We start from the raw sequence: 15177 nt of genomic DNA, 5'->3' as shown, positions 1-15177 counted from the left end.
ACGTGAATAGCCAAATTGCACAGCACTTCTCTGCTGCTGCTGGTCAGTATGAGCAGCATGCTTGTGTGCAAGCTGAGATCGCTCAAGCGCTATTTGATCTTATGAACAAGGCAACACCATCACTCGATAATACTTGCGCAAGAATCGATAAAACCGTTTTGGATTTGGGGTGTGCGACAGGTGTCAACGCTGCACAGCTTCATAACTACGCCGAATATTACCTTGGGATGGATATTTCACCTGGCATGCTGAAATACGCGGCTGCAAAGCTATCATCCTTACCCAATTCAACTAATATGAGCCTGCATTTAGGGGATGCTGAAGCCTTACCTTTGCAGAGCAACAGCGTTGATTTGGTTTATTCTAGTATGGCATTACAATGGTGTAACAAACCAGCAAGTGCAATTGCCGAAATAAAGCGAGTGCTGAAACCTGGCGGCGAAGCTTTCTTAGCAATCATGTTAGGTGGTTCTATGCACGAGTTGCATGACGCATGGGCACAACTAGGTTTGCCCAGTAGGGTCAATGAGTTTGCCGATGCGCATGCGTGGCTAAAGGCCAGCTCAATCGAGAGCACAAGCTTGAATTGTAGGCATGAATTTTCTTGTTTTACAGAATGGCATACTAATAGTTTATCAATGCTAAAAGGCTTAAAAGCGGTCGGGGCGGATACTAAGCAGGCAAGCGAAGAAAAAGTGACTCCGGATAGGCCGAGCAAGCAGATGATTATGCGGAGTGAACTCAAGGCCTTAGACCAGCAAATGGTTGCCACAGCAAAAGGTTATCCTTTGAGTTATGAAGTTGTGTTTTTACACTTAAGTAAACTTAAACATGACCAAGAACTACTTTCTTTTGAACAAGCTCCTCTTTGTACTATAGGAAATAAATAAATGAAGCACGTTTTTGTGACTGGTACAGATACAGATGCGGGTAAAACATTTGTGAGTGTTTTATTGCTCAAGGCCTTGAACAAACAGAATTATCTAACCATCGGTTTTAAGCCCATCGCTGCTGGCTGTGAGTGGCATGATGGTGTATTGAAAAATGCTGATGCGCTAGCGTTGCAATCTGCCGCTAGCGTCAAGTTACCCTATGAAAAAGTCAATCCTATTAGTTTTGAACCGCCTATTGCACCGCATATTGCTGCTCAGCTTTGCGGCCAGAGTTTGTCATTGTCACAAATTTCAGATGCTTTTGATGAGCTTCGCGAAGTGCCAGCCGATTTAGTTTTAGTCGAAGGGGCTGGTGGTTGGAGATTACCCTTATCCGCACCAAGCGATGGTGATCATGCTCTGTATCTATCAGACTGGGTCGCACAACAAAAGTTGCCGGTCATATTAGTCGTCGGCATGAAGCTTGGATGCTTAAATCATGCTCTGTTAAGTTATGAACAAATAAAACGAGATGGTTTAGAAGTTGTCGGTTGGGTGGCAAATCAAATGCAGAGCGACATGCTACATTACCAAGGAAATCTAGCGACACTTAAGGCCGCCATCAGCGAGCCTATGCTCGCCGAAGTGAAGTATCAAGCAACCTCGCTAGAGTTACTTTCACCTTTATTATAGAAATTCATTCAAGTCGGTTGCCTGAGTGATGTCACTTTTTTCTTTACCTAAGAAAAGCGTGCCATTTAAGGGGCCGATGAGCCGTAGCTTATTATTCTCACGCAGCAGTGCACTTCCTTCTTGGATCCCGATAACGGCGGTATCTGGATTAACGACACAAAACTCTGCAATACGTTGGTCCCGTGTTTCACCATTGTGACCGGGGGGCACGTAGTTCGTATAATGTGGGTTTAATTGAGCTGAAATAAAACCGAAGCTATTGAAACTTGGTGGCTCGACAATGGGCATGTCATTTGTGGTTTTAATACTTAAACCACATACATTTGAGCCAGCGCTCCAGCCAATGTAAGGCATACCATGCGCTACTTTGTTTTTAATCTCTGGTAACAAATCTTGCTGATAAAGCTCATTAAGCATATGAAAGGTGTTGCCGCCACCAATCATAATAGCTTCAGCTTGGCGGATGGCTTCGATAGGATCTCCAGCTTCATGAATTCCATTGATCTTATAACTCGGAAGAGCTTCTTGCACTTTCTTTGTATATTCTGTCCATGACATTGTTACCCCTGCGTAGGGAATGAACAGAACATTGCGACACTCTTTCAGATGATCCGCAATCATTGATTGAGCATGCTCTAAATATGCTTCATTTCCTTTGCGAGAACTACTTAACATCAGCACTTTGGCTTTCTCGTACATATTAAATACCGTTTAAATTTCTATGCTCAGAATGTTATCAATTTACACCGCGAACTTACATTAAAATTGCAGCAATTTGATAGTAGGTAGGTGATAAAATATCACCTACCTTGATTGCTAGCCGAGATCAGAATGATTCAACTTTTGCGATAATTTATGACGCCAAGCTACGCAGCACATAATGTAAAATGCCGCCATGCTGGTAGTAGTGCCATTCACTTTGCGTATCAATTCTAACCTTAGCAGTAAACTCAATGCGCTCGCCATCCTCTTTTTCAGCGATTACATTAATTGACTTCGGTTTGTCCGCAAGACTACCAAATGTATAAGACTCTTTGCCATCTAAGCCCAAGTCATCTGCATTTTGATCGTCAGCAAACTCTAATGGTAAAACGCCAAAACCAACTAAATTAGAGCGATGAATTCGTTCATAGCTTTGAGCAATCACCACTTCGATGCCGAGTAATTTAGTGCCTTTTGCTGCCCAGTCTCGACTAGAGCCAGTGCCATACTCCTTTCCAGCTAGCACAACAAGAGGTGTTTTACTTTCCTTATATCGCATCGCTGCGTCATAGATACTGGTTACATCTTGGTCTGGCCAATAGGTTGTGAAACCTCCCTCAGTACCCGGTGCCAATTGGTTACGTAAGCGGGTGTTTGCAAAAGTACCACGCATCATTACTTCGTGGTTACCTCGCCTTGAGCCCAAACTATTAAAGTCTTTTTGGGCGACACTATGGCTGTCTAAATATTCACCTGCAGGGCTTTTGGCTTGAATCGCACCCGCCGGTGAAATATGGTCAGTGGTAATAGAGTCACCCACTTTAACGATACATCTGGCATCTTTAATGTCAGATAAGCTCGCAATATCCTTACTTAAACCATCAAAATAGGGCGGGTTGCGAACATAAGTCGACTCTGGCCATGCATAGTTTTCACCTTCAGGGGTAGACAGCTCTTGCCATTGTGGCGTGCCATCAAACACGTCGGCATACTTTTCTTTATAAAGTTCTGCAGAAATCGAGCTGGTCACTTTCTCATTTATTTCTTGTTGGCTTGGCCAAATATCCTTCAGGTAGACAGGGTCATTGTTTTCATCGAAGCCTAATGCATCTTCTGCGATATTAATGGTCATGGAGCCAGCCAAAGCATATGCAACTACCAGAGGTGGTGACGCAAGATAGTTAGCTCGCACGTCTTGGTGTATTCGACCTTCGAAGTTACGATTCCCGGAAAGTACCGAGCAAGCGGTTAGGTTTCCTTTGTTAATAGCCGCGCTAACAGCTTCAGGTAAGGGGCCCGAGTTACCAATACATGTAGTACAACCAAAGCCTACAATATCAAAACCGAGCTCATTTAAAGAACCCATCACCCCTGCGTTTTCCAAGTATGCCGGGACGACTTGAGAGCCTGGAGCAAGCGAGGTTTTCACCCATGGTTTGACCTTTAATCCCCGTGCGATAGCTTTTTGAGCAACCAAGCCCGCAGCAATCATAACATCTGGATTCGAGGTGTTTGTGCAAGACGTGATTGCAGCAATAACGATGTCACCATGTTGCAACTGTGTTTTTTGCCCATTTATTTCAATAGGGACTGCATTTTCTCTTGGTTCCTGACCAATGGCATTGGCACCACCTTCGTCAGCAAATTGAGAGACATTGTTATCCTCAAGTTCGACACCCAAAATTTGCATGTGCTCAACAAAAGCACCTTTTGCCTCCGATAGTGCAATTCGATCCTGTGGTCTTTTGGGGCCCGCAATGCTGGGCACAACATCGCTCAAATCTAAGGCGAGTGTGGCACTATAATTGGCGGGTGCTTCACCATCTTCTCGCCACATTCCTTGCGCTTTTGCATAGGCTTCAACAATCGCAATTTGTTCTGTACTACGTCCACTGAGAGCTAAGTAATTTAAAGTGGCATCGTCGACTGGAAAGATACCGCAGGTTGCGCCATATTCAGGCGCCATGTTGGCAATTGTTGCTCTATCTGCAAGGGGAAGATTAGCTAATCCATCACCATAAAATTCAACAAACTTACCGACCACACCTTTTTTACGGAGCATCTCTACTACAGTCAATACTAAATCGGTAGCCGTTGCGCCTTCTGCTAATGCGCCACTCAGCTCAAACCCTACCACTTCTGGCAGCAACATGCTGATTGGTTGACCAAGCATAGCTGCTTCAGCTTCTATTCCGCCAACTCCCCAACCTAATATACCCAAGCCATTGATCATGGTTGTGTGGCTGTCAGTGCCAACTAATGTATCTGGATATAACATCGCATCGTCAGTGTCTTGCATGACCACCTGACCAAGGTACTCTAAGTTGACTTGATGCACTATTCCGGTGCCAGGTGGCACAACCCGAAAGTTCTTAAAGGCTTTTTGACCCCAGCGCAGAAACTGATAACGTTCTTGGTTACGTTCAAACTCTCTTTCAGTATTCTTTCTCAAGGCTGAATCATTGCCAAAGTAGTCAACCATTACTGAATGGTCAATGACTAGGTCGACGGGAACTTGAGGGTTAATGGCCTTGGCTTCACCGCCAAGGTTGACAACGGCATCGCGCATAGCCGCTAAATCGACGATAGCGGGAACCCCGGTAAAGTCCTGCAGAACAACGCGAGCAGGGGTAAATGCAATTTGCGCGGAGGGCTCTGCATCACTTTGCCAATTGATAACCTCTTCGATATCTTTTTCACTCACATGAAGGTCGTCAAAATTACGCAATAGATTTTCAAGTAGTACCTTGATTGAGTAGGGGAGTTTACTCACTTTATCTTGTGCTGAAAGCTTACCTAAATCGTAAAACTGATACGTTTTTCCTTCTACTTCAAGCTGATTCTGAGTGTTAAATTTATTTTTACTCATCCTGATCTCCAGTTCGTGATTGGTTTGGCGTGTTCGTCGCCACGCTACTTATACTTTCGTTTAATATTAGCATTTAAAATAGAATTCGCTTATGTAAGTAAAAAAGCGCTAGCGGATTTACTTTTGTAACTTTAGCTGGTGTTTTTGTTGCTGCGATGTTCATTGGTCAACTTGCTGGGTTCCATGTAAGTTTTTAAATCGGCTCGCGATATACCAGATAGCTCTTCAGCCACATCTAATACTGAACGTTGCTCATGGAAGCTTTTTTCAGCAATTTCTGCGCACTTATCATAGCCTAGTTTATCGACTAAACTCGTCACCAAGATGGGGTTCCGCCAAAGTTTATCGCTTATGTGATCGTGGTTAACGGTCATACCGTCAATCGCCTTTTCAGCCAAGGCTGTGCTTGCGTTGCTTAATAGTTCAATGCTCTGAATGATATTAAATGCGATGAGCGGTAACATGGTATTCAATTGAAAGTTGCCAGCTTGGCCACCTAAAGAAATAGCAAAATCATTGCCTTGAACCTGAGTGCAGGCCATTAAAACGGATTCTGGGATAACTGGGTTTACCTTACCGGGCATGATGCTACTGCCTGCTTGCAGTTTTTTAAGCGTGATTTCACCTAAACCACTCGTCGGGCCGCTGCTCAACCAACGTAGGTCATTGGCTATTTTGCTCAAGCTTAATGCCGTTGAACGTAAAGAGCCACTTAGTGCAACAACAGCATCTTGCGAACTGATTGCCGCAAAATGGTTATCCGCCTCTTTAAATTGCAAGTTAAGACGTTTATTAATGTTTTTAGTGACTTCCTCACCAAATTGAGGGTGTGTATTAATACCTGTCCCAATTGCGCTGCCACCCACCGCAAGTTCCAGCAATTGAGGAAAACACACTTCAACATGAGATTTGGCGTTTTTTATTTGTGCTGACCAGCCACTGAGCTCTTGTCCAAAAGTCATCGGCACTGCATCCATAAGGTGGGTGCGACCAGTTTTAATCGTTTTTCGATTAGCGTGTGCTTGCTCATCTATTTTATCCGCAAGGTGATCAAGTGCAGGTAACAACGATTCAGACACACTAAAAGCAGCGCTAATGTGAATGCAAGAAGGAATAATATCATTGGAACTTTGGCCACAATTGACGTGGTCATTTGGATGAACTGCTGCCCCCGTCGATGCTGAAGCGAGCTTTGCAATGACTTCATTGGCGTTCATATTGGTACTTGTACCAGAGCCCGTTTGAAAAACATCGACATTAAACTGGTCGTCATGAATACCTTCGGCAACTTCAATGGCGGCTCTCTGTATAGCTGTGCTTATCTCTGGTTCTAGCTTACCTAAATCTCTATTTGCTTTGGCACAAGCGTATTTCAGTAGACCAAGTGAGCGAATAAACATTCGCGGCATTGTTAACTGGCTAATTTGGAAGTTCTCTAAGGCTTTTTCTGTTTCTTGGCCATATAGAATGCTTTCTGGATTAGATTTTTGCTTAAATGACATTGTCTGCCTTAGGAGCAATTGCCCCGTTAGGTCAATGAAGTCACTTTTTGAGAAAGTGAATGACGAACACTTTCCAAATAACTAAGTTCATTCAGAGATTCTGGCTTGTATTCAGGACACGCACGCACTTGTTCGAGCGTGAGATCGCACATCAGTGCTTGCGATGACCAACTGATTTCTGAAAATTGACTCGGCAACATCAGGACTTTCTTGCCGCCTGGTAGCCAATCCCTAGTATCGACCACAATGTAGTCAAGTGACCAAGTATAGGTATCTAAAATGAAGTCATACACATGCCCTTTAGCGCCATCTGTGGCGATAATTCCATAGTGCATAATTTCACGGATTGAACGCAGGTGGTTGTGACGGGTTTCTTCTTCCGCTTCTTCTAGTCGCGTTTTTTTACTGGCGACATCATCATCGGCTAAAGCGGTAGGGTAAGCGTGATCGCCCCAAACACTCGGGCCTATCCAATAGTAACCATAACCAAAGTAATCAAAATATGCTTTCTCAAACTCTCGTGAAACAGGCGTCTCTGAATCTGCAGATGGAGCAGCCTTCACTTGTTCCTTAGAAATAGAAACAAGCACTTCTTCTCCCTGTATATTTAATTCGTCCAACGCTACAGGCGAAATCAAGGCCTTATGACTCATTGGCATCCAGGTGTTGGTATCGGCGACCAAAAAGCGCGATGTCCACGAACGATCATCAATCAACAGATCATACGCTTTACCGACGGTACCGTTGTTTGCTTTTATCACAAAACTTAACACTTCGTTTAAGCTGATGAGCATATTGCCTCCCTCTCTTCTTCCCTAATTTAATTATTTCAAACAATCTCATTAACCAAAGATAAGGTATTGATTAGAATGGTTCGTGTTGTAATGATTATTATAGGTATCTTTAGGGGTTTATGCCAGTTTTGAGCTATTTAAAGGTTATGTTGTTTGATTTTATTGTTTGAGTTGTAACTAATGTGTGGTTTGGCATTTGATGAAGTGATACGCGCTCGGAAAGAATAGCGAGTCAGCTTTGATGTAAAAATATTTCTATATATGGCAGCGTAGTAATGTCATAATGACATTAAGAATACCCGCAAACTTGGCTCAAATAATGGTCTCTAATAAAGCCTATTTTAGCTCAGTAATATTTTTCAATAAACGACTGGATTTTTACGTAAGTGTCTGAAAAAAATAAAATAAACTCAGTTTTGTTCGTTTGTCTTGGCAATATATGTCGTTCACCAACTGCTGAGGGTGTATTCGCGCACAAAGCGCGACAAGCAGGCTTACCTATAAAAGTTGATTCAGCAGGTACTGCTGGCTTCCACGACGGGGCGGCACCAGATAAACGCTCGCAAGAAGTAGCAACGAAAAAGGGCTATGACTTATCAAAATTGAAGTGTCGCAAAGTAGTAGAGAGCGATTTTAGTCAATTTGATTATATTATGGCTATGGATGAAGCCAACCTGCGCGACCTAAAACGTAAATGCCCAAGTGAACATCAGCATAAGATTCGCTTATTTTTAGATTACGCGAATGCCGGATTTAGCGAGGTGCCAGACCCTTACTACGGCGGCAAAAGAGGCTTCGAATTAGTATTAGACCTTATTGAGCAAGCAAGCGAGGGCTTGTTACAAAAGCTCAAATAAGATGCTCTAGGAGACGCCCATTACATCTTCAGAACAAATGCGAAGTAGACCGCTCATTGGGGCGCTCGCATTTTTACTTATGAGTAGTTTTGTATTTTTGAGCGCTGATGGATTTTCTTATTTATCAGATCCCGTTGAACTGCACATATTGCTCCAAATTAAGCTTCCCGTTTTGTTCACCGCTATCTTGGTTGGAGTAGCAATTGCACTCAGTTCAGCGACTTTGCAAGTTCTGTTAAGAAACCCATTAGCCGACCCCGGCATAATAGGAATAAGCGCAGGAGCAAGCTTAATGGCTGCTGTGGTATTACTGACGGGGTCAATCACGCTTGGCTCTAACCAATGGGCAAGTTTGAGTTACTACATGCTTCCTTTGGCCTGTTTTGTTGGTGCAATGATTTCTAGTTTTTTAATCTTTGCCTTAGCGCGAAAGTTACAAGCTTCAATGAGTTCGGTGATCTTAGCGGGTATTGGTATCTCCACCATTGCGGGCGCAATCATTGGGTGGTTATATTTGTATGCGCCACCACAATCAATTAAAAACCTTAGTTTTTGGCTAATGGGTAGCTTGCACAATACCAATTACATTAGCTTATTATTCGCTGCACCTCTCATTCTTATCCCTGCAGTGCTTTTAATGCTACAAACTAGCAAACTTAATTGGCTTTATTTGGGTGCATCAGCAGCACAATTAAGAGGCTTAGAGCCGAAGAAATTTGAAAGAAACGTACTAATACTGTGCGCTTTATTGATCGGAACAAGTGTATCTATTGCTGGCAGCATTGCTTTTATTGGCCTGCTCATACCGCACTTTGTCAGGCAATTTTGGGGCCACGATAATCGAATTGTCATGCCAATGTCAGGTCTTCTAGGGGCTGGTTTGCTGATCTTTACCGCGAGCATAAATGAGTGGGTATTTGAATTTATTGTGCCAGTTTCCATGTTGACCGCCAGTATCGGCGGCCCGCTATTTATTTATAGTCTGCTTAAACAGCAGCGCCTTCACTAAACGCTAAAGTAGCATCAACCGCTTTTTGCCATTGAGAAAGCAGGGTAGTGCGAATCCCTTGGTCAATACGTGGACTAAAAGTATTTTCAATTTGTTTATGACTCATAATGTCTTCTAGGTTTTTATATAGACCCAGTTGCAAGCCGGCTAAATATGCTGCGCCTATTGCTGTGGTCTCCATATTTTTTGGGCGTTGAATATCAACTTGAAGAATGTCGGACAAGAATTGACACAACCAGTCATTAGCAACCATTCCACCATCAACTAATACTTTTGATGATGCAATCCCATCACTTGCCATCGCTTGCTGTAAATCATAGGTTTGATAGCAAACGGCTTCAAGCGCTGCGCGAGCGAAATGGGCTTGAGAAGTGCCTCTCGTCATGCCATATAAACTTGCTCTTGCATCGGGGTTCCAGTGCGGGGCGCCCAAACCTGCAAAGCCTGGTACGAGGACGACGCCATGGTCATAGTCTAATGATTCAGCTAATGCTTGGCTTTCTTTTGCATCATTGATCACTCCTATGCCGTCTCTTAACCACTGAATGTTCGCTCCAGCAGTAAAGATGGACCCTTCTAATGCGTAGGTTGTTTTGCCATTAATAGTGTAACCGATGGTTGTGAGTAATTTATGCTGAGAGTTTAAGGCTTTGTCTCCAGTATTTAAGAGCGCGAAACAGCCCGTGCCATAGGTAGATTTTAAATCGCCTGGATTAAAGCAACACTGACCAAACAGGGCGGCTTGCTGATCACCTGCAACGCCAGCAATTGGAAGTGACTTTCCGAATAGATTAGCTTGGGTAGTACCGAAGTCGTCAGCACATTGTAAGACTTCTGGTAGCACTGACTCAGGCACATCAAAAAGTGCTAATAGATCTTTATCCCATTTAAGATCATGAATATTAAATAGGTTTGTTCTTGAAGCATTGGTTGTATCGGTGACATGTTTTTTGCCACCAGTGAGACGCCAAATCAAGAAGCTGTCGATAGTGCCGAATGCTAATTTACCTTGCTCAGCCAATGCGCGTGCTCCGTCAACTTCATCAAGCAACCACTTTACCTTGGAGGCTGAAAAGTATGGGTCTAACAATAGACCTGTTTTAGCCGTGACAGCAGCTTCCTTGTCTTTAATACTGTTACAGAAAGCCGAAGTGCGACGGTCTTGCCAAACGATAGCATTATAAATCGCTTGTCCTGTTTCACGATCCCAAACCAGGGTTGTCTCTCGTTGATTGGTGATACCAATTCCGGCAACGGTCACGCCTTTTTCCTGTGCTTGATGAATGGCATCTTTACACGTTTCTACTGTGGTTTTCCAAATCTCTTCAGGATCGTGCTCCACCCAACCATTGTTTGGATAAAACTGAGTAAATTCTTTCTGAGATGTTGCTACCTTTGTACCGTCCAAGTTAAAAACGATTGCTCTTGTGGAGGTGGTTCCTTGGTCTATTGACAGAATACCTTGCTGGCTTGACATGCGGACATCCTATTTGTTTTTTATTAAGATAAGCAGAATTTTAAATGCTTGCAACTGACAAACGATTTATCGATGGCACTTCGTTGTATGTTATCAAGGCTTGAAAGAATAATAAATCATATATATCATATTTACATGATACTTAAATGATTCGTCAGCGAAATTCATACAATGTACAGATATTGTTCGATAAAAAATGCTTTTTTTATAACAAAAATAAACACTTTAGAAATAAAGTACGTATGATTAAAGTGAGTAATGACGTAATCTTAAACGTTTATGAAAGCATCTTCAATGAAATAGGGTATGGAAGGAAATATGATTCTTCGAGAAACCAATATAGACAAGCTCTCCGCTGAAGTATTCGACGTGCTTGTGCTCGGTGCCGGCATTAATGGTGCTGTATCTGCAGCTTCTCTTTCGCGCAAAGGGGCCAGCGTGGCGATGATTGATAAGGGGGATTTTGCGGGGCATACCTCATCTAACTCATCGAATTTGGCATGGGGTGGTATTAAATATCTAGAAAATCACGAATACCTGCTAGTGAATAAACTATGTAAAAGTCGAAATCATTTGATGAGAAGCTATCCATCGACAGTTCAAGAGATACGCTTTTTAACGACACTGCAAAAGGGTTTTCGATTTCCTGCTTGGTTTGTGTTTATCGGGACCTTTTTATATTGGCTAATGGGGCGCTTTTTTACGCAAGCACCTCAATTTCTATCTTCCGCAAAAATAAAAGCCTTAGAGCCGGCTATTGATGTCTCCAATGCTCAAGGTGGATTTGAGTATTCGGACGCATTCTTACACGATAATGACGCACGCTTTGTTTTTAACTTCGTGCGCAGTGCTATGGATAATGGTGCAATAGTTACAAACTATGTTGGCGCTGAGAAAAGTGAGAAGGTCGATGGCATTTGGCACACTCAAGCGGTTGATCAAGAAACAGGGCAGGCTTTTACAATTCGGTCAAAGTCAATTATTAACGCTTGCGGTCCAATGGTAGACCAATACAACGATCAAGTTGAACAGAAAACTGAGCATCAGCATTTGTTCTCCAAAGGTGTTCATTTAATTGTTGATAAGCTAACGAAAGTCGACAAAGTTTTAGCCTTTTTTGCATCTGATGGTAGATTGTTTTTCGTTATCCCCATGGGGCAAAAAACCTGTTTGGGGACCACCGATAATCAAATTGAAGATCCACATCCTGAAGTGAGTGAAGCTGATCGTGACTTTATCTTGGATAACGTTAATGCTTTGTTGGATCTCGAGAAGCCATTAACGCGTGACGATATTATTTCTGAACGCTGTGGCGTGAGACCCCTTGCCGTGAAAGGTGGGCAGGGCGAAGCAGATTGGGTGCAACTATCCCGTAAGCACGCAATTGATGTGAACAAAGAAGATAAATACTTAAGTGTATTCGGCGGTAAACTGACCGACTGCATCAATGTGGGTGAAGAGATTGCAGATATTATTGAAGACTTGGGTATTTCGTTAAGTCATCGAGATGCAATTTGGTATGGTGAATCGGCAGCAAACATAAAGCAAGAATTTGAATATCGAGCTGCTTTGATTGGCCTAGACGATATGACGCCAAGTTATAGCTCAGAAAAACTCACAACAAGACTGTGGCGAAGATATGATATTCACGCACTGCAAATATTAGATGAGATTCAACGAGATCCCACTCAAGCAGAGCAGTTGATGAAGAATGCTGAATACCTAAGAGCGGAGGTGCACTACGCTGCAAGACGTGAGATGATTACTAAGCTTGAAGATTTCGTGCGCCGGCGTTCAAAAATTGAAATGGTGTTACGTAAAACCGATATTGTGAACACGCCTGGGATGATTGAAGCATGTGAGATTCTGTTCGGTGAGAAAGCGACAGAAAAGCGCAAAGAATATGTCGACAAGGTTCTTCAACAACATCCTGGGACGCCTGTTGCCGTTGCGGCAAATAACAAATAAATTGTAAAAAGTAGGAATGAGTGAAGCCGACAGCCATGCTACAAGCCAGAAAACTCTGCTTACATAATCGCTTTGAGGATATCAATTTATCTTTGAATAGAGGCGAATGTTGGCACGTTTTGGGTCAAAACGGTGCAGGCAAAAGCTCCTTGTTCGATGTGTTGTCGGGGCTGACAGAGGCCAACGTTGGCGATGTCATCTATGATGGTAGGGCCTTAAGCGACATTAGTATTAGTGAGCGGGCAACGACCCGAGCTTATTTACAACAAACCTATTCTCTAGCTTTCTCACTTAGCGTGTCAGAGTTACTCAGCTTTTATTTGGATCAATCTACACTATTTCAGCAGCATACGACTCCAAGCTCTATTCCAGATATTTTAGTGCCTACTGAGTTAGATGAAGCTCTTCATGTCAACGCCTTGCTCGATCGTCCTCTGAATGAACTGAGTGGTGGTGAGCAACAACGTGTTCATATTGCACGTGTTTTGCTGCAAGTGTGGCCAGCAATTCAGCAAGGTGAAGCCATTCTTCTAATGGATGAACCCTTACAAAATCTTGATATTGCCTTTCAGGAGTCGGTACTCATTCTATTTAAGACATTGGTAGTCATGGGAAACTTGCTAGTGATGAGTGTTCATGACGTTAATTTGTCTTTGCGTTTTGCCGATAAGGTCCTATTGCTCAAGCAGGGGAAATGCCAAGCCAGTGGTGAGAGCAAGGCGATGCTTACAGCCTCCGGTGTCACTGAACTTTACGAATATCCCTTCGAATTGCTCCAGCTCAATAATAATATAGAAAAAACGTTTATTAGAAGACCAAATTAAAGATTGATATGGTAGTCTACACCCTTGTAAGCCTTTACTTAACGAAGTATTAGCATTGACAAGACAAGAATAAAAGAAGCGTAAGCATTTAATAGCATCACAATAAAAACATTTGAAACAGTAAAAAGGAAATACAGTGAGTCAATGGCAAGCCGATAGTTGGAGATCGAAACCTATTCTTCAACAACCCACCTATCAAGATCAAAAAGCACTTAAAGAGATAGAAGCAAAGTTAGCAAGCTATCCTCCTCTGGTTTTTGCCGAAGAAACACGCCAGTTGTTTAAACAATTGGGAGATGTTTGTGAAGGTAAGGGCTTCTTGCTACAAGGTGGCGACTGCGCTGAGTCCTTTGATGAATTCAATGCACCAAAAATTAGAGATACGTTTAAAGTCATATTGCAAATGGCGATTGTACTGACTTTTGCTGGTCGTTGTCCGGTAACAAAAGTAGCCAGAATGGCAGGACAATATGCTAAACCTCGCTCTTCCGATAGCGAGACGATTAATGGCATTACCTTGCCTAGTTATCGCGGCGATATCATAAACGGTTTCGAGTTTACAGAAGCGTCAAGACAGCCAGATCCAAACAGACTAATTGATGCCTATCATCGCAGTGCTGCAACCTTAAATCTATTACGAGCCTTTGCTCAGGGTGGTTTGGCCGATTTACATCAGGTTAATCGTTGGAATATGGCATTTTTAGAGAGCAACCCTCTGAAAGAGCGTTACCAAGATATGGCAGACCGTATTCAAGACACCTTGTCGTTTATGGATGTGATAGGCATTAATTCACAGAGTAATAGTGCTTTGCATGAGACTTCTCTGTTTACGTCTCATGAGGCGTTGTTACTGAATTACGAACAAGCGCTTACCCGTATTGATACTCTGACTGGCAAACCATATAACTGCTCGGCACATATGCTATGGATTGGCGAAAGAACGCGTCAGTTGGACCATGCTCATGTTGAGTTCTTTAGTGGTATCAACAATCCGATTGGAGTGAAAGTTGGTCCGAGCATGCAAGAAGATGAGTTGATACGCTTAATTGATGCCTTGAATCCAAATAACATTCCAGGGCGCTTAACCTTGATAACGCGCATGGGGGCCAATAATTTAGGTGATAACTTGCCGCGCCTGTTGCGCCGAGTAAAAGCTGAAGGTCGCAATGTTGTGTGGAGCTCAGATCCAATGCATGGTAATACAATTACCTCATCCAGCGGATATAAAACCAGAAACTTTGATGCAATCCTAACCGAAATAAAGCAGTTTTTTGATGCGCACAAAGCGGAAGGAACGCATGCTGGTGGTATCCACCTTGAAATGACCGGTCAACATGTTACCGAATGCACTGGCGGCGCTTACAAGATAGGTGATGATGACTTGTCTAAAGCTTATCAAACGCAATGTGACCCGCGCTTAAATGCTGATCAAGTATTGGAAATGGCATTCTTAGTCGCTGACCATTTGAAAAGCGCAAAGTAAGCAATATTCTTTTATTCCCGTTTTAACATATGATTCCTGCGAAGGCAGGAATCTAGCCTCCCACAATGCCCTTAAAAATTAGTATTGCTTGAGTAGTGACAATTAAGTTTAAAGAAGCATCCGTCTG

The 15177-nt window shown here is 43.0% G+C and carries 12 protein-coding genes; 7 read left to right on the top strand and 5 right to left on the bottom strand.

Annotated elements, in window-relative coordinates; genetic code table 11:
• The first annotated feature begins 2 nt into the window (after positions 1 to 2).
• Together RM556_RS14145 and bioD are read left to right on the top strand one after the other, a co-directional pair.
• Complete coding sequence (locus tag RM556_RS14145) at positions 3 to 890, top strand: methyltransferase domain-containing protein (protein WP_311374913.1); 888 nt, start codon at positions 3 to 5, stop codon at positions 888 to 890.
• Positions 891 to 1565: a dethiobiotin synthase gene (bioD, locus tag RM556_RS14140; RefSeq protein ID WP_311374912.1), complete on the top strand. Its 675-nt coding sequence runs from the start codon at positions 891 to 893 to the stop codon at positions 1563 to 1565.
• Here bioD and pepE read toward each other — a convergent pair.
• The 4 genes from pepE to RM556_RS14120 form a co-directional block, all read right to left on the bottom strand.
• Positions 1560 to 2264, bottom strand: a complete 705-nt coding sequence (pepE, locus tag RM556_RS14135; protein WP_311374911.1) for a dipeptidase PepE — start codon at positions 2262 to 2264, stop codon at positions 1560 to 1562. The genes bioD and pepE overlap by 6 nt on opposite strands.
• Positions 2265 to 2418: 154 nt before the next feature.
• Positions 2419 to 5136, bottom strand: a complete 2718-nt coding sequence (gene acnA / locus RM556_RS14130; RefSeq protein WP_311374910.1) for an aconitate hydratase AcnA — start codon at positions 5134 to 5136, stop codon at positions 2419 to 2421.
• 131 nt (positions 5137 to 5267) lie between these two features.
• Positions 5268 to 6638 carry a class II fumarate hydratase gene (locus RM556_RS14125; RefSeq protein ID WP_311374909.1) on the bottom strand — a complete coding sequence of 457 codons (1371 nt, stop codon included), beginning with the start codon at positions 6636 to 6638 and terminating at the stop codon, positions 5268 to 5270.
• 26 nt (positions 6639 to 6664) lie between these two features.
• On the bottom strand, positions 6665 to 7432 hold the full coding sequence (locus RM556_RS14120; RefSeq protein ID WP_311359901.1) for a PRC-barrel domain containing protein: 768 nt from the start codon (positions 7430 to 7432) through the stop codon (positions 6665 to 6667).
• 386 nt (positions 7433 to 7818) lie between these two features.
• Here RM556_RS14120 and RM556_RS14115 point away from each other — a divergent pair, with 386 nt between their 5' ends.
• Positions 7819 to 8289 (top strand): low molecular weight protein-tyrosine-phosphatase, encoded by a 471-nt coding sequence (locus RM556_RS14115; protein ID WP_311359902.1) that lies wholly within the window; start codon positions 7819 to 7821, stop codon positions 8287 to 8289.
• Positions 8290 to 8368: 79 nt separating this feature from the next.
• Positions 8369 to 9298 carry an iron ABC transporter permease gene (locus RM556_RS14110; protein WP_311374908.1) on the top strand — a complete coding sequence of 310 codons (930 nt, stop codon included), beginning with the start codon at positions 8369 to 8371 and terminating at the stop codon, positions 9296 to 9298.
• On the opposite strand, the gene glpK is transcribed toward RM556_RS14110, so the two are convergent.
• Positions 9276 to 10775, bottom strand: coding sequence for a glycerol kinase GlpK (gene glpK, locus RM556_RS14105; RefSeq protein WP_311374907.1), 1500 nt, complete (start codon positions 10773 to 10775; stop codon positions 9276 to 9278). The two genes, RM556_RS14110 and glpK, sit on opposite strands and share 23 nt — an antisense overlap.
• Before the next feature lie 318 nt (positions 10776 to 11093).
• Here glpK and RM556_RS14100 point away from each other — a divergent pair, with 318 nt between their 5' ends.
• The 3 genes from RM556_RS14100 to RM556_RS14090 all read left to right on the top strand — a co-directional run bounded on the left by RM556_RS14100 (position 11094) and on the right by RM556_RS14090 (position 15050).
• Entirely contained in the window at positions 11094 to 12743 is a 1650-nt protein-coding gene (locus RM556_RS14100) for a glycerol-3-phosphate dehydrogenase/oxidase (RefSeq protein ID WP_311374906.1), read from the top strand.
• 20 nt (positions 12744 to 12763) lie between these two features.
• A complete protein-coding gene (locus RM556_RS14095) occupies positions 12764 to 13567 on the top strand; it encodes an ATP-binding cassette domain-containing protein (RefSeq protein WP_311374905.1) in 804 nt (267 codons plus the stop codon).
• 136 nt (positions 13568 to 13703) lie between these two features.
• Positions 13704 to 15050, top strand: a complete 1347-nt coding sequence (locus tag RM556_RS14090; protein WP_311359907.1) for a class II 3-deoxy-7-phosphoheptulonate synthase — start codon at positions 13704 to 13706, stop codon at positions 15048 to 15050.
• Positions 15051 to 15177: the final 127 nt, after the last annotated feature.

Source organism: Alteromonas sp. W364, assembly GCF_031846205.1.
GTDB classification, from domain to species: domain Bacteria; phylum Pseudomonadota; class Gammaproteobacteria; order Enterobacterales; family Alteromonadaceae; genus Glaciecola; species Glaciecola blandensis.
This window is presented reverse-complemented; position numbering and strand designations above follow the sequence as displayed.

Excerpts from the sequence above, each read along its gene's own strand:
- bioD (WP_311374912.1), top strand. The coding sequence starts at position 891 with ATGAAGCACGTTTTTGTGACTGGTACAGATACAGATGCGGGTAAAACA.
- pepE (WP_311374911.1), bottom strand. The coding sequence starts at position 2,264 with ATGTACGAGAAAGCCAAAGTGCTGATGTTAAGTAGTTCTCGCAAAGGA.
- acnA (WP_311374910.1), bottom strand. The coding sequence starts at position 5,136 with ATGAGTAAAAATAAATTTAACACTCAGAATCAGCTTGAAGTAGAAGGA.
- RM556_RS14125 (WP_311374909.1), bottom strand. The coding sequence starts at position 6,638 with ATGTCATTTAAGCAAAAATCTAATCCAGAAAGCATTCTATATGGCCAA.
- RM556_RS14120 (WP_311359901.1), bottom strand. The coding sequence starts at position 7,432 with ATGCTCATCAGCTTAAACGAAGTGTTAAGTTTTGTGATAAAAGCAAAC.
- RM556_RS14110 (WP_311374908.1), top strand. The coding sequence starts at position 8,369 with ATGAGTAGTTTTGTATTTTTGAGCGCTGATGGATTTTCTTATTTATCA.
- glpK (WP_311374907.1), bottom strand. The coding sequence starts at position 10,775 with ATGTCAAGCCAGCAAGGTATTCTGTCAATAGACCAAGGAACCACCTCC.
- RM556_RS14100 (WP_311374906.1), top strand. The coding sequence starts at position 11,094 with ATGATTCTTCGAGAAACCAATATAGACAAGCTCTCCGCTGAAGTATTC.